The sequence below is a fragment of the Streptomyces mirabilis genome, assembly GCF_018310535.1.
GTDB lineage: Bacteria > Actinomycetota > Actinomycetes > Streptomycetales > Streptomycetaceae > Streptomyces.
Genome location: NZ_CP074102.1, coordinates 4646304 through 4664717 on the forward strand (window position 1 = coordinate 4646304; position 18414 = coordinate 4664717).

The following is an 18414-nucleotide window of genomic DNA, read 5'->3' on the forward strand; positions in this document are numbered from 1 at the left end:
TCTACAGGGTGTGGAGAACATGAAGACCGCGACCGACCGTGAACGCGCCGCACGGTTCACGGCCTTGTATGTCCGCGACCACCCGCGTGTGTCCGCCTTCGTGCACCGGCGGGTGGGTGACCGCGATGCGGCGGAGGAACTGACGGCCGAGGTCTTCCGGATCGCTTGGGAACGCGCGCTCGGGGGCACGGAGGCGACCACCGGCTGGCTGTTCGTCACCGCGCGCAATCTGCTGAGCAATCACTACCGCGCCGCGACCCGGCTGACCGAGCTGCACCGGCGCATCACCGACGAACTGGACCGTGCGCCGGCGTCCGCGGAGGACTCCGTGGTGCTCGAAACCCTCGAACGGCTTCCCGAACGACACCGGGACGTCCTGCTGTTGCGCTATTGGGACGGCCTCAGCACGGCCGAGACCGCCGAGGTCCTCGGGTGCAGTGGCCCAGCGGTCTGGGTCCGGCTGCACCGCGCCCGTGAAGCCTTCCGCGACGGTTACGCCTCACCCGCGTCCCTCACATCCGAGGAGTCGGCATGATCAATGTGAAATCCCTTGTCCAGCACGTCAATCCGGTGCCGGATGCGCCCACGGACGGCATGTCGGCGCGCGCGCGGGGCGAACTCGCCGACCTGATCGGGTCCGACCTGGTCGGGGCCGTCGAGACGGAGCGGCGGGGACCGGCCCGGAGGCCGTCCCGGCGGGGAGTCCTTGTGGCCGCCGTCGCCTGTACGGCCGCCGTGGTGGTCGCGGGAGTCGCCGTCTTCGCCCTGAACGACCCGAAGGAGCCCGGCGGGGGCGGCGGGGACCCGATGGCGGACGAGCCGTACTTCAAGACGACCGCCGAGCTGGAGTCCGCTTCGGTCCTGATCGTCCGCGCGCGGCTGGGTGCCGGGCACGAGGAGACGTCCGACGGCCTGACCGAGACCGTCGCCACGGCTCAGGTGCTGGCAACGGCCAAGGGCACGTCCCCGACGGGCGGCAGGATCGAGCTGGCCTACACGACACCCGGGTCCGGGCCCGAGACGGCGGACCTCGCCGCCGGGAAGGAGTACGTCCTGCTGCTCGATGAGCTGGACGGCGGGCGCTTCACCCCGGTCAACACCACCCAGGGCGTGTACGGGGTCGATGGCGGGCACGCGGTCGCCGGCGCCGACAACGACGTCACTCTGAGCGCGGGAGTGCTCAAGGCCCTGAAGCTGACGCCCTGACGGAGCCGGGGGCGGCCGCCGCAAGCGACGGCCGCCCCCAGTGGAACCAGTGGAACCAGTGGAATCAGCGAAGCTACTTCGCTTCGTCGATCGCCTCGGCCTTGGCGGCGAGTTCGTCCACCTTGCCGATGCCGTCGAACCCGCCGTCGACCACGGGTGTGACCTGGTCGTCGGAACCGACGGTGTAGAGAGCCTGCTCGGGGTTGAGCAGGTCGTAGGGGTTCTTGTTGCCCTGGTCGGCGAGCATGAGGACGTACTGGGTGTCGTCCTCGGTCAGGGTGGTGGTCTGCTTCTCCTGGTACGTGACCCCGTCCAGCGTGCCGCCGAGCTGGGATACCTCGACCGTGTCCCCGACCTTCACGTCGCCGGCGCCGGAGAGCACCTGGGCGACCTTGACCGTGGAGACGGTGACGACCACCGGGTCGGACTCGGCGGCCTCCTCGGGCGAGAGCCCCGCCTGAGGGTTGGCCACGGGGTCGTCGCCGGTGGGCGCCTCCGGGCTCAGTTCCCGTACCTGGGAGCCGACGACGGTGCCCCGGACGATGACGTCCGACTGCTTCACCAGTGCGTCGACCGAGTCGTACGACGGGTAGTCGGCCTCGTACGGGACGACGTCCGCCGCCGCGGCACCGGCCTTGTTCCCGGCCTTCTCCTTGGCCGAACCGTCGGCGGAACAGCCGACGAGGACGACGGCGGCGAGCAGCGCCGAACTGGCTACGAGGACGTTCCTGACCGCGGTCATGAGTAGATCCTCTTCACCTCGGAGACGTCGTACGGCTGTGGCTTCTGCACGGTCGTGCGGTTGCGGCTGTGCTTCATGAGCGACGCCCTCGACGTGTTCGGGTTGTCGTCGAGGCTGAGCCCGTGCCCGAGTTCGTGCGTGGCCGTGCTGCGGCACCACTCGGTCATGTGGGAGCCGGAGTCGCGATCCAGGGTGCGTGCGTTGACCTTGATTTTGAAGACGCGGTTGATGTGGCGGAAGCCGGACGGTGAGTAAAGCCCGTACCAACTCTGGGAATAGCGTCCCGCCGTGAATTCGGCCTTGGCGCTGGACGTCCGTCCGATGCTCGCTCCGGCGCCCGCGTTGTTCCAGTTCTTCCGGCCCGTGTCGAGGAATCCGACCCAGGTGTCATTGATGCCGACCGCCTTGACGTTCCAGCTGCGCGACGGCATGCCGCCGTCGTAGTAGTCGGCATGGGCGACCGTCGCTCCGCCGATGGCGATCGCCGTGGTCAGGGCGGTGCCGGTGGCCAGTCTGGCTGCGGTTCGGGCGTATTTGATTGTCAAAGAGACTTCCCCGTGTCTGTGTTCGCGGGCGGCAGCGCCCCGCGCATGGTCGTGTGTTCGCGGCCGGAGCATGGGTGATCAGTCCATGTCCCCCGGAAACGGAGACCGTGGGAGAAGTGGCGGATGCGGATTCCGGTTCTGCATCAAAGAAGGGCCGAGCTTCCCCCGTGTCTCGGCAGGCCACGTAAACGGATCGTATGTGCGAATTAAAGGGTGGTCAATGGGATGGGTGGGCCCAATGGGCAATTGTGGTAAGGGAGTTGACAGGGCGGTTGCTCGAGTTCGCGATACGCCCTGGATGCGCGGCACTTCGTGGTCGGTGCACCGAGGGGGGCCTCGGCCGGGCGCCAGATCGCGCCAAAATTGCTGACAATTTTGTGGGCGATTACTTCGGTTTGGAGGCCGCCGCAGCAGGGTGACCGTGTGGCTGGTCAGGGCGGTGGCCGGTTCCGGTGCCGTCACTGGAGACACAAAGGAGGGCTTAAGGAACGGCTGTTGTCCTGGGGGCTCGTTGTTCGAACGAGCCGCGAAGACAGGAGACGGTAGTGAAGTCAGTGAAGCGCAGGACAGTGGTCATGGGGCTCACCGTGGGTACCGCGGTGCCAGCGGTCGGGTTCGCCTCCGGCGCGCGGGCGGCGAGCCGAACGTCCGCGGCGTCGTCCGCCGCGTCCACGGACTCCTCCCTGGTCTTCGACCCGGACAGCTACACGGAGTTGACCACCAGCATCACGGACACCACCGGCACCGCCCACGAGGTCGTCTACCACTTCTACAAAGTGGCCTCGTACGTGGCCGACCCGGTGGACGCCACCTATCAGTCCCTCAACGTCAGCGTGCCGGTGAAGATCGACGGAAGCGTCGTGGACGCGTCCGGTGCCCCCATCCTCTTCGCCAACCAGATCGGCGGCTACATGCCCTCGTCCGTCGCGAACGCCACGGGCGTCGGCGCGGGCGGCGGGATGGGCCCCGGCGGCCCGGGCGGGCCCGCTCCCGCTGCCGACTCCGTCGCGAGCCGCCAGCAGCTGGCGCTCGCCGCCGGGTACGTCGTCGTGGAGCCGGGCGCGCGCGGGCGGTCACTGGTCGACTCCAGCGGTACGTACTACGGCACCGCGCCCGCCGCCATCGTCGACCTCAAGGCCGCGGTGCGGTACGTGAAGTTCAACAGGGGGCGTATCCCGGGCAACGTGAACCGGATCGTCTCCGCCGGAGTCAGCGCCGGCGGCGCGCTGTCCTCGCTGCTCGGCGCGTCCGGCGACAGTCCGGCCTACGACTCCTACCTGGAGGAGCTGGGTGCGGCCGACGCGAGCGACGCCATCTTCGCCACCGGTGCCTGGTGCCCGATCACCGACCTCGAACACGCCGACATGGCGTACGAGTGGAACTGGGGCGCCAACCTGCTCAGCAGCGGCTCGGTCGTCGACCAGACCGTCTCCAAGGCGCTGGCCGGCGCGTACGGCGACTATCTCGCCTCCCTGAGGCTGACGGCGAAGGGCTTCGGCACCCTCACGGCGCGCAACCTCGACGAGTACCTGGTCAAGACCCACCTGGAGCCGTCGGCCACCCAGTACCTCGCGGCGCTGTCGGACGCGGACCGCTCGGCCTACCTGGCCGCGAACTCGTTCATCACGTGGTCCGGCGGCAGGGCGACCTTCTCCTGGGCCGACTTCCTCACCCACGTGGGCGCCCGCAAGAAGGACACCCCGGCGTTCGACGCCTTCGACCTGTCCGCCGGTGAGAACAACGAGTTCGGTACGGGGACCACCGCCAACCGGCACTTCACCCTCTACAGCCTGCGCCACGAAGAGGGTGCCAGTGCGCGTCTCGACAGTGACATCCCCGCGAAGCTCCACCTGATGAACCCGATGCACCACCTCGTGGACAAGGTCAACGGGAACCGGTCGAAGCACTGGTGGATCCGCCTCGGAACCAAGGACAGCGACACCGCGCTCACCGTCGCGAGCAACCTCGCCGCCCGCCTGAAGAACCTCGGCGACGACGTCGACACCTCGTACTACTGGGACGCCGGCCACGGCGCGGACAACGACCCGGGCGACTTCATCAAGTGGATCGCCACGGTGTCGGGCTACAGGTCCTAGCCTGGAGGTATGGGCGGTGGCCTTGTCTCGCTGTTCCTGGCCGGCGATGTGATGCTCGGCCGGGGAGTCGACCAGATCCTTCCGCACCCCGGCGATCCGAAACTGCGGGAGTCGTACGTCAAGGATGCCCGCGCCTATGTGGAGCTGGCCGAGGCGGCGAACGGCGTGATTCCCCGGCCGGCCGGCTTCTCCTGGCCCTGGGGCGACGCGCTGGACGTGCTCGCCGCGGCGGCGCCCGACGCCCGGATCCTCAACCTGGAGACCGCCGTCACGCGCAACGACGAGGCGGCGCCCGGCAAAGAGATCCACTACCGGATGCACCCGGCCAATCTGCCCGCCCTGGCCGCCGCCCGTCCGCACGTCTGTGCCCTGGCCAACAACCATGTGCTGGACTACGGCCGCAGCGGGCTGGAGGAGACCCTCGACGCCCTGGCGGACGCGGGTCTTCGCGCGCCGGGAGCGGGGCGGGACGCCGACGAGGCCCGGCGTCCCGCGACCGTCCCCGTCACAGGCGGCCGGCGCGTCCTGGTCTTCTCCGTGGGGATGGCCTCCAGCGGAATACCCCGCGGCTGGGCCGCCACGGCTCGGCGCGGCGGGGTCGACTTCGTCGCCGAGCCGTCGGACGCCGCCGCGGCCGGAATCGCGACCCGGCTGCGTCCGGCCAAGCGCCCGGGCGACATCGTGGTCGTCTCGGTCCACTGGGGATCCAACTGGGGCTACCTCGTCCCGCGTGACCAGGTCCGCTTTCGGCCATGCGCTCGTCGACGGTGGCGCGGACGTCGTGCACGGGCACTCCTCGCACCATCCGCGGCCGTTGGAGTCGTACCGGGGAAAGCTCATCACCCACGGCTGCGGCGATCTGATCAACGACTACGAGGGCATCGGCGGCTACGAGGAGTACCGGGACGATCTCCGGTTGCTGTACTTCGTCACCGTGGACCCGGACGACGGCAGGTTCCACGACGTGCGCATCGTCCCGATGCGGTCCCGGCGGATGCGGCTGGAGCGCGCGACGATGGAGGACTCGCGGTGGACGCGGGACGTTCTGAGCCGGATCAGCCGGGCCTACGGCTCACGCGTCGAACTCAATCCGGACGGCACCCTCACCGTCCGGCCGGCTCCGGACCGTTCGGACCGGACTTCACTCGGGATTCGAGGACCTCACCTCACCCCGGGAGGCGACCATGATTTTCGCTGACAGAACCGACGCGGGCCGGCGGCTCGCCGCCCGACTGCACCACCTCAAGGGCCAGGACCTCGTGGTCGTGGGACTTCCCCGCGGCGGCGTCCCGGTCGCCGCGCAGGTCGCCGAGGCCCTCGGCGCCCCGCTCGACGTCTGCCTCGTGCGCAAGCTGGGGGTGCCCTTCCAGCCGGAGCTGGCCATGGGCGCCATCGGCGAGGAAGGCGTCCGCGTCATCAATGAAGAGGTGCTGCGTGCGACGGGGGTGACGGACCGTGCTCTGGCGGCGGTGGAGGAACACGAGCGCGGTGTCCTGAAGCAGCGGGCCCGCCACTACCGGGGCGAGCGGGCGCCCGCCCGGTACGAGGGACGGACGGTCCTGGTGGTGGACGACGGGCTGGCGACCGGCTCCACGGCCCTCGCGGCCTGCCGGATCGCGCGCGCCCGCGGCGCGTCACGGATCGTGCTGGCGGTTCCCGTGGCGCCGCACGACTGGTCGGCCCGCCTCGGAGGCGCGGCGGACGAAGGAGTCTGTCTGCACACCCCCCGGCTCTTCTATGCGATCGGTCAGTTCTACGCCGACTTCGGGCAGACGAGCGACAAGGAGGTCATCGCCTGCCTGGAGCGGAGCCGCGCGGCGCACGCCGCGTCCGACGCATCGCCGGCTGAGGGCAGCGCCTCCCCGGAGCACGCTCCCCCTCCCTATGACAGGGAGGTCCGGATACCGGCCACAGGCGCCGCGCTCGACGGGCGGCTGACGGTACCCCGCGGCGCCCCCGGGATCGTCCTCTTCGCCCACGGCAGCGGCAGCAGCAGGAAGAGCCCACGCAACCGCTTCGTCGCCACCGGGCTGAACCGCGCCGGTCTCGGCACCCTTCTGTTCGATCTGCTCACCGAGGCCGAGGCGGTGAACCGGGACAACGTGTTCGACACGGCCCTGCTCGCCCGCCGTCTGATCCAGGCGACCGAATGGCTGCGTGAGCAGCCCGGCACCCAGGACATGGAGTTCGGCTACTTCGGTGCCAGCACAGGCGCCGCCGCCGCGCTGTGGGCCGCGGCGGAGCCCACGGCGGACGTCGCGGCAGTCGTCTCCCGCGGGGGCAGGCCGGACCTGGCCGGCGCCAGGCTGCCGGAGGTGAAGGCTCCGACGCTGCTCATCGTCGGGGGCCGGGACCACGTCGTACTGGACCTCAACCGGCAGGCCGCGGCGCGCCTGAGCTGCGAGCATCAGCTGGCCGTCGTCCCCGGCGCCACCCATCTCTTCGAGGAACCCGGCACCCTGGATTCGGCCGCCGAGCTGGCCACGGACTGGTTCAGCAGGCATCTCGCCTCCGCCGTCCCGAGCGCGGGAGCCCACAGGCGACCCGGGCGTTGATGATCGCGTTGATCATCAACGCGATGGCCAACGCACCTGGACCGGCTACAGATTGCCCATCGGCTCGATGTCCACCTTCACCGGTGTGCCCCAGATGCGCAGCACCTCGTAGTCCGTGAACTCGTGGACCAGGCGGTAGGCCATGCCGGGGCGCGGGGTGCGGCGCTCCGCGGCGAGATACCGCTCCGCCTCGACGCGGTCGCGGCGCGGGGTGCCGCACAGCTGCCACGCCTGGCCCGTCCACACCTCCGGCAGCCAGCGCTGCTGGGGCTGGGGGCGGTCGGCCCGCACGCCGTACCGGGACATCGTGCGCTCGGGTGCCTCGTCGGCGCCGCTGGGGCGGCCCTGCGGGAAGGCGTCGTTGACCTCGGTGCGGCGGGCGGTGCGCCGCCGCGTCTCGCAGAGCAGACAGAGGTCGACGGCGCCCTCGTCCACCGGGCCATTGGGGTGCTCGGCGCAGCGCGTCGTGGGCACCGCCGTCGTCACCGTCTCCTCCAGCAGGTCCAGCGCCCGCTTCAGGTCGGCCTTCACCTCGTGCAGCTTCGCGTCGGGCGTGTCGGCGTTCAGCGCGTCGCCGTGCTCGCCGAGCACGCGCAGGGCGCGGCCGAGGGCGGTCAGCTGTGCGTGGTTCACGGTGGTGGATTCCCTCCCGGGTCGGTGTCCTGCCCCTCCTTCGAAGAATCGCACACGCCACTGACAGCGCCTCCGCCCCCGACGGCCCCCACACCTCCGACCGTCCTCCCGAGGCCGAAGAAGTACGTCGCCGCGAACCCCACCGCGTACCCGGTGAGCAGCCCGCCCGCGTAGATCGCCGCCGTCAGGGCCAGTCCGCCCGTGCCCTTGAGCAGGGGGAACAGCGCCCAGCCCGAGGGGCCGATCGCCGTGGAGCCGATCTTGTCGCCGAGCATCGAGAAGAAGCCGACGAACGCGCCGCCCGCCGCCCCGCCCGCGCAGGCGGTGACGAAGGGGCGGCCGAGGGGGAGCGAGACGCCGTAGATCAGGGGTTCGCCGACGCCCAGGAGGCCCGCGGGCAGCGCCGACCTGATCGTCGTACGGAGGGACTGGTCGTGGTGGAGGCGGACGTAGACCGCGAGTGCCGCGCCGACCTGCCCGGCGCCCGCCATCGCCAGGACGGGGAGCAGGACCGTGTAGCCCTGCTGCTGGATGAGGGTGGTGTGGAGCGGGATCAGGGCCTGGTGCAGGCCCAGCATCACCAGGGGGAGGAACAGGCCGCCCAGGACCAGGCCCGCGAAGACGCCCGTGTGGTCGAGGAGCCAGTTCGCGCCGGTCCCGATGGCCGTCGACAGCTCGCCCGCCGTGTACATCAGGGCGTAGAGCGTCACCAGGCCGGTGATCAGGACGGTGAGGGTGGGGGTGACGAGGACGTCGAGGGCTTCGGGGACCCAGCGGCGGCACCACTTCTCCACGTACGTTCCCAGGAGCGCGGCGGCCAGTGCGCCGAGTACCCCGCCCTGGCCCGGTGCCAGGGTCATGCCGAAGGCCGTCACCTTCGCGACCCCCGCGTACACGACGATCGCCGCCACCGCCCCGCCCAGGACCGGGGTGCCGCCGAACTCCTTCGCCGTGTTGTGGCCGACGAAGACCGCGATCAGGGCCATGAAGCCGGAGGCGATCGCGGCGAGGGCGGGGGTGAGGGAGGGGAGCCACCCCAGATTGACCAGCAGGCCGCCCAGGCCCGCGATGACTCCGCAGCCGATCAGGGCGGGGATCAGGGGGACGAAGATGTTCGCGATCCGGCGGAGGAGGAGTTTGAGAGGGGTGGCGTTGCGCTGTTGCCGGGCCGCCTTCCACTGGGCGCCGCGTGCGGCCAGCACGTCGGCCGTGCTGGTGACGAGCGCCTCGAACTCGGGGGTCACCCGCGCGACCGTGCCCGGTCCCAGGACGATCTGGTAGCTGTCGTCGTCCGCGACCACGCCGAGTACGGCGGGCAGGGACCTGAGAGCGTCCTCGCGTACGAGCGTCCGGTCCCGCAGGCCCAGGCGCAGGCGGGTCATGCAGTGGGCGACGGAGGTGATGTTCGCGGCGCCGCCGACCAGGGGGAGGATCGCGGCGGCCGTGGCGGCATGAGGGGTGAGGTCGTTCGTTGTGCGCACTCCACGAGGGTGCTCGTCAGCCCGTCGATGCCGCGAGCGCCGCGCGCAGATGGCCGTCGCTCTCCTCCAGAAGGCGGGCCGCGGTGGGCCCGTCCACGCCGCCGAGGATGGTGAGGATGGCGTTCTTCACCTCGCCGTCGGTGGCCGTGAGGGCCTGTTCGATCTCCTCGTCCGAGGCGCCGGTCGCGAGGGCGACGATACGGCGGGAGCGGGCCCGCAGCTTCTCGTTCGAGGCGCGGACGTCGACCATCAGGTTCCCGTACGTCTTGCCGAGACGGATCATCGTGATCGTCGAGAGCATGTTCAGGACGAGTTTCTGTGCCGTGCCCGCCTTGAGACGGGTGGAGCCGGTCAGCAGCTCGGGCCCGACGACGATCTCGATGCCGTGTTCGGACGCGGCGGCCAGCGCGCTGCGCGCGTTGCAGGACAGGCCGATCGTCAACGCGCCGCGCGCGCGGGCGTGTTCGACCGCGCCGACGGCGTACGGGGTGCGGCCGGAGGCGGAGACGCCGACCACCGTGTCGTCGGGGGTCAGGGAGAGCTCCTTCAGGTCCGCCTCGGCCAGCTCCTTGGAGTCCTCGGCGCCCTCGACCGAGGTGACCATGGCGCTCGGGCCGCCCGCGATCAGGCCCACGACCTCGGACGGGTCGGTGTTGAAGGTGGGCGGGCACTCGGAGGCGTCCAGCACCCCGAGGCGGCCCGCGGTGCCCGCGCCCGCGTAGATCAGCCGGCCGCCGCGGGACATGCGCTCGGCGACGGCGTCGATCGCGGCGGCGATACGGGGCAGCTGGGTCGCGACGGACGTCGGCACGGTCGCGTCCTCGGCGTTCATGATCTTCGCGATCTCCAGCGTCGACAGCCGGTCGATCTCGGACAGCTCGGGACGGAACGCCTCAGTGGTCAACGTCTCCAACTCGGCCCGCAGGGAGTGGTAGTTGGAGGAGGCGTCGGCGGTGGAAAAGGTCATGACGAACGGCTCTTTCCAGTGCTGGGTGGTGAAGGCGCGCCCCTTAGGGGCGCGGGGAACTGCGCGACCAGCCACAACGGGCCCGCAGCGTTACGACTACATCCAGTCTCGGTCACTGCATCCAGCCACGGCTTCCCGCGGAGCGTCAGCGCATACGGCCGCGAGGGCTGTGGCGGTGCGCCAGCGCCTCGTACGACGCGGACAACGCCGGCGCCGCCGTCTCGTACGTCCGCTGGGCGACCCCCACGAACAGACAGTCCACCACCAGCAACTGGCTGGTGCGCGACGACATCGCCGCGGGACGCAGCTCGCTCTCGCGGGCCGTGGACGTGGTGAGTATGTGGTCGGCGTACTGCGTGACGGGCCCGTCCGGGCGGCCGGTGATCGCGACCGTCGTCGCCCCGCGTTCGAAGGCGACCCGCAGCGGCTCGATGATGTCGCCCGTCGAGCCGGAGTGGGTGATCGCTATCGCCACGTCCTTGGCCCGCAGCTGCACCGCGTTGGTGACGGCGAGGTGCGGATCGCTGTGCGGGTGGGCTATGAGTCCGATGCGCAGCAGCTTCTGGGCCAGGTCCTGGGCGACGAGCCCGGAGGCGCCGACGCCGTAGATGTCGATCCGGCGGGCGGCGGCGAGCGCGGTGACGGCCGCGCCGAGCTGGACCGTGTCGAGCCCCGCCGCGGTGTCGGCGAGGGTCTGCTGCTCGTCGTAGGCGAGTTTCGCGACGACGTCCGCGATGGGGTCGTCGACCGCGATGTCCGCGGTGACGGCGGGGGCGCGGCCCGACTGCTGCTGGGCGGCGAGGCCGGCGAGCGCGAGGCGCAGGTCGCGGTAGCCGGGGTAGCCCAGCAGGCGGGCGGTGCGCACGACCGTGGCCTCGCTGGTGCCGGTGAGCTCGGCGAGGCCGGTGACCGTGAGGGCCGCGCAGCCGGCCGGGTCGCCGGCGACGGCCTCGGCGACCCGTTGCATGGAGCGGGTCATCGACGGGGCGAGCGTCCGCACCTTGGCCGCGAGGGCGGCGGGAGCGGGCGGAGCCTCACCGGCGAAAATTTCCTTCACGTCTTGGGTCACTTGTGAAAGATATTTTCTGCTGGGGTATGCGGTCAAGGGTGCGCACAATGGGTGCATGGACCCCATCAGCCGTCCCGTCAGCCCCTTGGAGCAGGCGTTGCACGCGGCCCGCGCCCTCGTTCTCGCCGATCTCGTCGCGGGCGAGGTCGCCGAGGCGGATGTCGTCTCGCTCGTCGAGGACTCGGTGGTGCAGCGCCGATGGTGGGTCGAACAGTGGCCGGAGGGCGTCGGCTATGTGGCCGGGCTCGTCGCCCAGGACGTCCAGGACGCGTTGCTGGAGCGGTACGGACGGTGGCCGCTGTGTCCGGTCTGCGGCTCGGGCGACCCGCACGCCCTCGACGTCGAGCCGGAGCTCGGGCCCGACCCGCACTGGGTCTGCCACAAGGCGGGCGTGAAGGTCGCGTCCGTGGGGTGCCTGGGGTCGGCGACCGGCGAGATGCCGTCCTCGTGACCGTCTACATCGACCCGCCCACCTGGCCGGGCCACGGGCGGCTCTGGTCCCACCTGGTCAGCGACGTCTCGTACGACGAACTACACCTGTTCGCAGCGGACTTGGGCATACCTCCGCGCGCCTTCGAGCGCGATCACTACGACCTTCCCTCCCACCGGTACGCGGACGCCGTGCGCGCCGGGGCGGTGGAGGTCAGCAGCCGCGAGGTGGTGCGGCTGCTGTACGGGGCGGGGCTGCGCCGGCGCAAGTACGCCGGCCGATAGGAGGACCGGTCGGCCCACCCCGGTGGGCGGAGGTCAGTCCGTACGGGCGTACACCCGCAGCGACGGATCCAGCGCGCGCAACTCGTACGCGTACTCCTCCGCGTCCTCGCTCACCCGAGTGAACCCGGCGCGCGCGATGACCCGCTGGGAGGGAGCGTTGGTCCGCTCTATGGCCGCGAAGAGGATGTCGAGCTCGTCGCGGGCGAGGGCCCAGGCGGAGAGGGTGCGCAGGGCCTCGGTCGCATAGCCGTGGCCGCGCGCGTTCTCGGCGAGGTCGTAGCCGACTTCCGCGCGGCCGTCCTCGTCGGGGGCGCCGTGGAAGCCCATCGCGCCGACCGCCCGGCCGTCCTCGCTCCGTACGAGCACGAACATGCCCCACTCCGGGCGGTGCATCCCGCTCTCGTAGGCCTTCATGACCATCCCGGCGGCGTCCCGCGTGCCGTCGAAGGGGCCGCCCTCGATCCACTCGAAGCCGCCGGTGCCACCGGCGCGCAGATCGGCGGCGGCCGCCGGGGTGACTCCTTGGAGCGCGAGCCGTTCGGCCTCGATCACCAGGTTGTTGCTCCAGCGCCACTCGGTGAGCGGGGCGCGGCCGGGCAGCTCGCCACGGCCGGTCGCCCACAGGAGCGTGAGCCATGGGTCGGACCTCGGCCTGACGTGCGGAAAGATCCGGGAGAGTACGTCCGCGCAGAGCTCGGCCGACGGCTCGTAGGCGATCCCGAGACCCTGCGCGATGTCATGCGTGTGCAGCAGCACCTCGGTGACACCCATCGCGGCGAAGCCCTCGCGGTTCGCGCTGCGGAACGGATACGGGTGGAAGGCGCGCACCTCGCGCGGCGCCGTGCGCACGGCGGCGGCGAGCAGGGCGCCGGTCGTCTCGATCACGTCGACGACGCCCGCGTTGTCGGTGCCGTCGTCCAGGACGATCCCGAAAGGCACGTACGCCGTGGTGGCCCGCCCCGCCAACTGCCCCGCGTACGCGAGGAGATCGTCCGCGATGTGCTCGGCGGTCTTTCGGCAACTCCACTCGAGGCGGCCCGCCCCGACCGTGTCCCAGTCCCGCCCGGCCACCGCCCGCAACAGCGCGACGGCGCCCGCGACGGCTTCCTCCACCTGGTCCCCACCCATGGATCGCATGCGGCTGAGGATAGGCGCGGTCAGACGTCGTTACGTACTCGATTGTTGGTCCTGTCGGCCTTTTCGGCCCTCTTGTTCATGGACACCACCACACGGGAGGCCCGGGTACGGCGCTGGAGGCGCAGCGAGACCGCGGCCACCCCCATGCCCGTCACCGTCATGGCCGCGCCCGCCCAGGCCGTCGCCGCGTAGCCGAGACCCGCGTCGATGACCGTGCCGCCGACCCAGGGGCCGCCGGTGTTGCCGAGGTTGAAGGCGGCCGTGGTGGTGGCACCGGCCAGGGTGGGGGCGGCCCCGGCGACGTTGAAGAGCCGGGCATTGAGTGCCGGGGCGGTGAAGAAGCAGGTGACGCCGAGGAGGAAGGAAAGAGCCACGGCCGCGATCGCGTACTGCCCGAGGAGCGCGAGCGCCACGAGGACGGTGGTCGAGGCCGCGGTACCGGAGAGGAGCACCCCGAAGAGGTGCGCGTCGGCGACCCGCCCGCCGATCGTCGTACCGATCAGCGCCCCGACCCCGAAGAGCGCGAGCACGCTCGGCACCCAGCCGTCGTCGAGCCCTGCGACATCCGTGAGCAGCGGCGAGAGATAGCTGAACGTGCAGAAGACCCCGCCCGCGGCGAGCATCACGACAGCGACGGTGAGCCGGACCTGCGGGTCACGGTAGATGGTGACTTCCCGCCTGAGCTGCGGCTTCTCGTCGGGGAGCGGGATGCGCGGGATGAGGGTGACGACCCCGACCAGGGCGATCGCGGAGGCCGCGCCGACGGCCCAGAACGCGGACCGCCAGCCGAGATGCTCGCCGAGGAAGGCACCGGCCGGGACCCCGAGCACGTTCGCGATCGACAGCCCGCCGATCATCACCGCGAGCGCGCGGGCCCGGGACGTCACCGGGACCATCGCGATCGCCACCGCCGCGCCCACCGCCCAGAAGCCCGCACAGGCGAGGGCGCTGACGATCCTGGAGGCGAAGAGCACGGCGTACGTCGGCGCGAGCGCGCCGGCGATCTGGCCGAACCCGAAGACGGCGATGAGCGAGACGAGGGTGGTACGGCGGGGGAGGCGGAGGGTGGCCACGGCGAGCAGCGGCGCCCCGACGACCATGCCTATGGCGAACGCCGATATGAGCAGACCCGCCTGCGGAATCGTGACACCCATGTCGTCGGCGATGGGCGGCAGGAGCCCCGAGAGCATGAACTCGCTGGTCCCGAGGGCGAAGACGGAGAGGGCGAGGATGTAGACGGCGAGGGGCATGCGGGGGCCGGACGGCGGACTGGGGCGGGTCACTTGGCTGCCTTCCGGGGTGGGTTGGGTGAGTCCGGGGTGGCTTCGGTGAGGTGGGCGAGCTCGCGCCGGATGTTCTCCCGGGCCCGCTCCTCCCACTCCTGTGTTCCGTACGGCGTTCTGAACAGCCTCGGCAGGTCGAGGAGTTGACGCAGTACGGCCGCCCGGCCCGCCCGGAACGCCTCGTCCGGGACGAAGGCGTACTCCTCGCGGACGGCGGCGGTGTAGGCGGCGTAGGTGTCCGGGGGCGAGGCGAGGATCGCCAGGTCGGCGTCGCAGAGGGCCTGGCCGTTGCGGTCGTCGTCGCTCGGGGCGTGGGTGACGGTGAGCCGGACAAGACGCCCGACCTCGGCCGTCTTCTCCTCCCTTACCCCGGCCTCGGGGAGGGCGCGTTCGGCGAGGCGGGCGGAGCGTTCCTCGTTCTCGGAGCGGTCGGGGAGGTAGACGGCGTCGTGGAACCAGGCGGCGAGGCGGACGAGGGCGGGGTCGTCCGCGTACTCCTCCAGTACGTCGATGTGGTCGAGGACCGCGGTGAGGTGCGCGACGGTGTGGTAGCGGCGCTGTGGCTCCTGCCAGCGGGTGAGGAGGTTGTCCGCGTATGGGGCCGGGTCGGGGCCGCCGGGGGAGCGGGCGCCGTCGAGGGCATGGGACCAGCGGGTGCGCAGCGCGTCGAGGTCGGGCATGCGTCGATTCTCCCGCTTGCGTTCCTTGGGTCCTAGCGCGGAGGGCAGCCCTCCCTCGCCCCCGCCGCCCCTACCCGTCCCATCCCCGGGGGCTCCGCCCCCGGACCCCCTTATCGGCCTGAACGGCCTCGTCCTCGAACGCCGGACGGGCTGGAGGATGCGGACCCGGGGCTTTCAGGGGCGCGGGGAACTGCGCGCCCAGCCCCCACCGTCCGCAGCCAAAGCACACCCCCCCCGGGCGGGACATCGGGGCGGAGCCCCGTCCTGGGGGCGCGGGGAACTGCGCGATCAGCCCTCGCCCGCCCGCAGGCGAACGAATCCGGGTGGACGGGGATTCGGGGCGGAGCCCCGATGGTGTGCCCCGGTAAAGGGCGAGGCCTTCTCGCGGTGGTCGGTGGGCGCGGCGTACGCTGGGATTGGACTAGACCTGTAGCCGCCCCAGAGGAAGAGGCCCCATGAGCGAGCGCAAGCGTGCAGTTCTGGAGGTGATCGCCCTCGGCGTGGAGGACGCGGTCGCCGCCCAGGCCGGAGGCGCCGACCGGCTGGAGTTGGTCACCGACATGGCCGCCGACGGGCTCACCCCGGCGGTGGAGACCTTCGTCGGGATCCGCGCCGCCGTCGACATCTCGCTGCGCGTGATGCTGAGGCGGGCGGACGGCTTCGCGGCGGGCGGCGCCGAGGGCGTCGACGCGCTCGTACGTCTCGCGGGGGAGATGCGGGCCGCCGGAGCGGACGAGTTCGTGCTCGGGTTCCTCGACGAGCACGGCGGCCCCGACCTGTCCGCCGTGGAGCGGATCGTCGCCGAACTGGACGGCTGCCCCTGGACGTTCCACCGTGCGATCGACCGCGCCGCCGACCGCGACTCCCTGCGCAAGCAGCTCGCGGACCTGCCGGGCCTGGACGCGTACCTCACGGCGGGTTCCCCGGACGGCGTGGACGACGGGTTCCCGACCCTCCTCGCCGAGGCCACCCGCCGCACCGAACCCGGTTACGAGCCCCGGATCATGGTGGGCGGCGGGCTGCGTCTCGATCACGTTCCTCGGCTGAGGGTCGCGGGGATCGACGCCTTCCACATCGGCGGGGCGGCTCGGCCCGGCGGGTGGAGCGGCCCGGTGACGGTGGCGGCCGTGCGGGAGTGGCGGCAGGCCCTGGACGCGTAGCGGCCCGCGGCGGCATGAACAACCCGGCCGCATGCGTGCGGCGCCGCCGTCGAAGGGCCCGCCCGGCTGGGCCAGGTCCTACCCCAGTTGCTGCGGCAGTGGAGCCGCGTGGGTGACGGTCAGGCCCGAGACCGCTCGGGTCAGGGCCACGTACAGGCGGCGCAGGCCGGTCCGCTCGTCCGGTTCGCCGTCGACCACGGCCTGCGGCTCGTCCAGGACCACGTAGTCGTACTCCAGGCCCTTGGCGAGGGAGGCGGGGACGAGGGTGAGTCGGGTCTGTGCCGTCGTCTCCTCGCCGGGGCCCAGGTAGGTCAGGCCCGCCCCCGTCAGCGCCTCGGTCAGCGCCGGGATCCGGGCGTCGGCGGCGATGAGGCCGATCGAGCCCTCGTTGCGCAGCAGCTCCTCGCAGGCGCCGATGACCTGCTCGTCGGCGGTCGTCGGGCGCACCTCGAAGAAACCGGGGTTCTCACGGACCGACGCCACCGGGGTCAGGCCCGGCGCGATGTGCGGCAGCAGTCGGGAGGCGTAGGTGATGACGTCGGTGGGGACGCGGAAACCGGCGGTCAGCTCCTCGATCACCGCTTCCCCCTTGCCGAGGTGGGCGAGCGCCTCGTCCCAACTCCGCGTCGCCCAGGGGGTCGTGCCCTGGGCGAGATCACCGAGCACGGTCGCCGAACCCGTCGTGCAGCGCCGCCCCACCGCCCGGTACTGCATCGGCGACAGATCCTGCGCCTCGTCGAGCACGACATGTCCGAGGGAGTGGGTGCGCTGGACGAGATCGGTGGCCTCGTCGATCAGCACGGCGTCGGCGGGCGACCACTTGGCCGACTTCACCGACCGCACCGGCTTCGGCCAGAGGATCTCCTTCTGCTCGTCCTCGTCGAGGAGCCCCTCCGCGTGGACGGCGAGGAAGTCGGCGTCGGTGAGCAGCCGCAGCACCAGTTTGGCGGGGTCGACCGGCGGCCAGATCGCCTTGACGGCCGCCTTCACCGAGGTGTTGCGGGCCACGGCGTCCTGCACTCGGTCGTCCGGTGCCTCGCCCGAGCGCTCCATCTGGACCAGCACGGCGTGCGCGATCCGCTGCGGAAGGGCCTCGCGGGCGGCGCCGTAGCGGATGTCGCGGTCCAGCAACTCCACGACGATCGCCTCGAGTTCGTACGCCGGGACGCGCCAGCGCCGCGAGCCGCGCACGACCACGACGCCCTCGGTCGGGAGCGTCACATGCGAGCGGACGGCCCGGCGCAGCACCTCGGCCATCCGGGCGTCGCCCTTGACGACGGCGGCGGTCGCGTCGTCCGTCCCGCGTACCTCCACATGTGCGACGAGGTCGTCGACCGTCGCCTGCTTGACCTCGAGCTCGCCCAGCGCGGGCAGCACCTGCTCGATGTAGTGCAGGAAGGACTTGTTCGGCCCGATGACCAGGGTGCCGGTGCGGGCCAGCCGCTCCCGGTGGGCGTAGAGGAGGTAGGCGACGCGGTGCAGGCCGACGGCCGTCTTTCCGGTGCCGGGGCCGCCCTGCACGCAGACGGAGCCCGTAAGACCCGACCGTACGATCTCGTCCTGCTCCGGTTGGATGGTCGCCACGATGTCCCGCATCGGGCCGACGCGCGGGCGCTCGATCTCCTGCTGGAGCAGCTTGCTGGTCGCCGCGGCCTCGGAGGGGTCGGACAGGTGCTCGTCCTCGTACGCCGTGAGGTCGCCGCCGGTGTACCCGAAGCGGCGGCGCAGCCCGACGTCCATCGGGTCCTTCTTCGAGGCCCGGTAGAACGGCTGCGACACCGGAGCACGCCAGTCGATGACCATCGGGTCGCCATCGGCGTCGTGCACATGCCGGCGCCCGATGTAGAAACGCTCGCCCTCCGCGCCCTCCGCCTTGTCGGCGCCGGGTGCGTGCAGATAGTCGAGGCGGCCGAAGAACAGCGGGGTGTGGCTGAGGTCGGCGAGGGCCTTGATCCGCTCGTCGATCTGGTGCTGGAGCACCGCGGCGTTCACCCAGTTCGCGGTGACGTCTCTGATGTCGAGGTTCTCCACGTCCTCGCGCATCGCGCGCAGTGCCGCGCGGGACTCGCCGAGGTGGGCGCGCTCGCGGGAGAGGGGGTCCTGGGCGGGTGGAGTGGACAACGTGGTGCCTCCGGAAGACCTGCTG

At 71.5% G+C, this 18414-nt stretch carries 17 protein-coding genes and 1 pseudogene; 8 read left to right on the forward strand and 10 right to left on the reverse strand.

All coding sequences use genetic code 11. The features are described from left to right. Positions 1 to 19 precede the first annotated feature (19 nt). Together SMIR_RS20625 and SMIR_RS20630 are read left to right on the forward strand one after the other, a co-directional pair. Positions 20 to 535, forward strand: a complete 516-nt coding sequence (locus SMIR_RS20625; protein ID WP_248002980.1) for an RNA polymerase sigma factor — start codon at positions 20 to 22, stop codon at positions 533 to 535. Further along, the gene (locus SMIR_RS20630; protein WP_212727220.1) at positions 532 to 1206 is read left to right on the forward strand and encodes a hypothetical protein; all 675 of its coding nucleotides are present in this window, start codon (positions 532 to 534) and stop codon (positions 1204 to 1206) included. The genes SMIR_RS20625 and SMIR_RS20630 overlap by 4 nt, the downstream gene beginning before the upstream one ends. Positions 1207 to 1279: 73 nt before the next feature. On the opposite strand, the gene SMIR_RS20635 is transcribed toward SMIR_RS20630, so the two are convergent. Beyond that, positions 1280 to 1948 (reverse strand): hypothetical protein, encoded by a 669-nt coding sequence (locus SMIR_RS20635; protein WP_212727221.1) that lies wholly within the window; start codon positions 1946 to 1948, stop codon positions 1280 to 1282. Next, positions 1945 to 2493, reverse strand: coding sequence for a zinc metalloprotease (locus tag SMIR_RS20640; protein WP_248002979.1), 549 nt, complete (start codon positions 2491 to 2493; stop codon positions 1945 to 1947). Before SMIR_RS20640 ends, SMIR_RS20635 begins: the two co-directional genes overlap by 4 nt. A 554-nt stretch (positions 2494 to 3047) precedes the next feature. On the opposite strand from SMIR_RS20640, the gene SMIR_RS20645 reads away from it, so the two are divergent. The 3 genes and pseudogenes from SMIR_RS20645 (at position 3048) to SMIR_RS20655 (ending at position 7144) form a co-directional block, all read left to right on the forward strand. Further along, positions 3048 to 4589 carry a subtype B tannase gene (locus SMIR_RS20645; protein WP_248003663.1) on the forward strand — a complete coding sequence of 514 codons (1542 nt, stop codon included), beginning with the start codon at positions 3048 to 3050 and terminating at the stop codon, positions 4587 to 4589. 9 nt (positions 4590 to 4598) lie between these two features. Then, positions 4599 to 5787 (forward strand): annotated as a pseudogene (locus tag SMIR_RS20650) (CapA family protein). Beyond that, complete coding sequence (locus tag SMIR_RS20655; protein ID WP_212727222.1) at positions 5774 to 7144, forward strand: phosphoribosyltransferase family protein; 1371 nt, start codon at positions 5774 to 5776, stop codon at positions 7142 to 7144. The pseudogene SMIR_RS20650 and the gene SMIR_RS20655 overlap by 14 nt, the downstream one beginning before the upstream one ends. Before the next feature lie 45 nt (positions 7145 to 7189). On the opposite strand, the gene SMIR_RS20660 is transcribed toward SMIR_RS20655, so the two are convergent. From SMIR_RS20660 to SMIR_RS20675, 4 genes are all read right to left on the reverse strand, one after another. Beyond that, positions 7190 to 7777, reverse strand: a complete 588-nt coding sequence (locus tag SMIR_RS20660) for a hypothetical protein (RefSeq protein WP_168492901.1) — start codon at positions 7775 to 7777, stop codon at positions 7190 to 7192. Further along, positions 7774 to 9258: a PTS transporter subunit EIIC gene (locus SMIR_RS20665; RefSeq protein WP_168492899.1), complete on the reverse strand. Its 1485-nt coding sequence runs from the start codon at positions 9256 to 9258 to the stop codon at positions 7774 to 7776. The genes SMIR_RS20660 and SMIR_RS20665 overlap by 4 nt, the downstream gene beginning before the upstream one ends. 16 nt (positions 9259 to 9274) lie before the next feature. Continuing rightward, positions 9275 to 10225: an N-acetylmuramic acid 6-phosphate etherase gene (gene murQ / locus SMIR_RS20670; RefSeq protein ID WP_168492897.1), complete on the reverse strand. Its 951-nt coding sequence runs from the start codon at positions 10223 to 10225 to the stop codon at positions 9275 to 9277. A gap of 145 nt (positions 10226 to 10370) precedes the next feature. After that, on the reverse strand, positions 10371 to 11294 hold the full coding sequence (locus SMIR_RS20675; protein WP_168492895.1) for a MurR/RpiR family transcriptional regulator: 924 nt from the start codon (positions 11292 to 11294) through the stop codon (positions 10371 to 10373). A gap of 55 nt (positions 11295 to 11349) precedes the next feature. On the opposite strand from SMIR_RS20675, the gene SMIR_RS20680 reads away from it, so the two are divergent. Together SMIR_RS20680 and SMIR_RS20685 are read left to right on the forward strand one after the other, a co-directional pair. Continuing rightward, positions 11350 to 11745, forward strand: coding sequence for a DUF8819 family protein (locus SMIR_RS20680; protein WP_168492893.1), 396 nt, complete (start codon positions 11350 to 11352; stop codon positions 11743 to 11745). Next, complete coding sequence (locus SMIR_RS20685; RefSeq protein WP_101404360.1) at positions 11742 to 12008, forward strand: DUF4031 domain-containing protein; 267 nt, start codon at positions 11742 to 11744, stop codon at positions 12006 to 12008. Before SMIR_RS20680 ends, SMIR_RS20685 begins: the two co-directional genes overlap by 4 nt. Positions 12009 to 12041: 33 nt before the next feature. Here the strand turns inward: SMIR_RS20685 and SMIR_RS20690 are convergent, their stop codons facing one another. Genes SMIR_RS20690 through SMIR_RS20700 form a run of 3 tightly spaced genes read right to left on the reverse strand, consistent with a single transcriptional unit; the run spans position 12042 to position 15108 of the window. Continuing rightward, the gene (locus SMIR_RS20690; RefSeq protein WP_249938447.1) at positions 12042 to 13145 is read right to left on the reverse strand and encodes a GNAT family N-acetyltransferase; all 1104 of its coding nucleotides are present in this window, start codon (positions 13143 to 13145) and stop codon (positions 12042 to 12044) included. A gap of 20 nt (positions 13146 to 13165) precedes the next feature. Continuing rightward, positions 13166 to 14395 carry a Cmx/CmrA family chloramphenicol efflux MFS transporter gene (locus SMIR_RS20695; RefSeq protein ID WP_168501120.1) on the reverse strand — a complete coding sequence of 410 codons (1230 nt, stop codon included), beginning with the start codon at positions 14393 to 14395 and terminating at the stop codon, positions 13166 to 13168. A 29-nt stretch (positions 14396 to 14424) separates the two neighbouring features. Further along, positions 14425 to 15108, reverse strand: coding sequence for an HD domain-containing protein (locus SMIR_RS20700; protein WP_212727223.1), 684 nt, complete (start codon positions 15106 to 15108; stop codon positions 14425 to 14427). A 455-nt stretch (positions 15109 to 15563) separates the two neighbouring features. Here SMIR_RS20700 and SMIR_RS20705 point away from each other — a divergent pair, with 455 nt between their 5' ends. After that, on the forward strand, positions 15564 to 16268 hold the full coding sequence (locus tag SMIR_RS20705; RefSeq protein WP_212727224.1) for a copper homeostasis protein CutC: 705 nt from the start codon (positions 15564 to 15566) through the stop codon (positions 16266 to 16268). A 78-nt stretch (positions 16269 to 16346) separates the two neighbouring features. Here SMIR_RS20705 and SMIR_RS20710 read toward each other — a convergent pair whose 3' ends face one another. Next, a complete protein-coding gene (locus tag SMIR_RS20710) occupies positions 16347 to 18389 on the reverse strand; it encodes a HelD family protein (protein ID WP_212727225.1) in 2043 nt (680 codons plus the stop codon). Positions 18390 to 18414: the final 25 nt, after the last annotated feature.

What these genes read in the sequence shown, in the direction of transcription:
- SMIR_RS20680 (WP_168492893.1), top strand. Translation starts at nt 11,350, where the DNA reads ATGGACCCCATCAGCCGTCCCGTCAGCCCCTTGGAGCAGGCGTTGCAC.
- SMIR_RS20635 (WP_212727221.1), bottom strand. Translation starts at nt 1,948, where the DNA reads ATGACCGCGGTCAGGAACGTCCTCGTAGCCAGTTCGGCGCTGCTCGCC.
- murQ (WP_168492897.1), bottom strand. Translation starts at nt 10,225, where the DNA reads ATGACCTTTTCCACCGCCGACGCCTCCTCCAACTACCACTCCCTGCGG.
- SMIR_RS20705 (WP_212727224.1), top strand. Translation starts at nt 15,564, where the DNA reads ATGAGCGAGCGCAAGCGTGCAGTTCTGGAGGTGATCGCCCTCGGCGTG.
- SMIR_RS20700 (WP_212727223.1), bottom strand. Translation starts at nt 15,108, where the DNA reads ATGCCCGACCTCGACGCGCTGCGCACCCGCTGGTCCCATGCCCTCGAC.
- SMIR_RS20625 (WP_248002980.1), top strand. Translation starts at nt 20, where the DNA reads ATGAAGACCGCGACCGACCGTGAACGCGCCGCACGGTTCACGGCCTTG.
- SMIR_RS20655 (WP_212727222.1), top strand. Translation starts at nt 5,774, where the DNA reads ATGATTTTCGCTGACAGAACCGACGCGGGCCGGCGGCTCGCCGCCCGA.
- SMIR_RS20690 (WP_249938447.1), bottom strand. Translation starts at nt 13,145, where the DNA reads ATGCGATCCATGGGTGGGGACCAGGTGGAGGAAGCCGTCGCGGGCGCC.
- SMIR_RS20630 (WP_212727220.1), top strand. Translation starts at nt 532, where the DNA reads ATGATCAATGTGAAATCCCTTGTCCAGCACGTCAATCCGGTGCCGGAT.
- SMIR_RS20695 (WP_168501120.1), bottom strand. Translation starts at nt 14,395, where the DNA reads ATGCCCCTCGCCGTCTACATCCTCGCCCTCTCCGTCTTCGCCCTCGGG.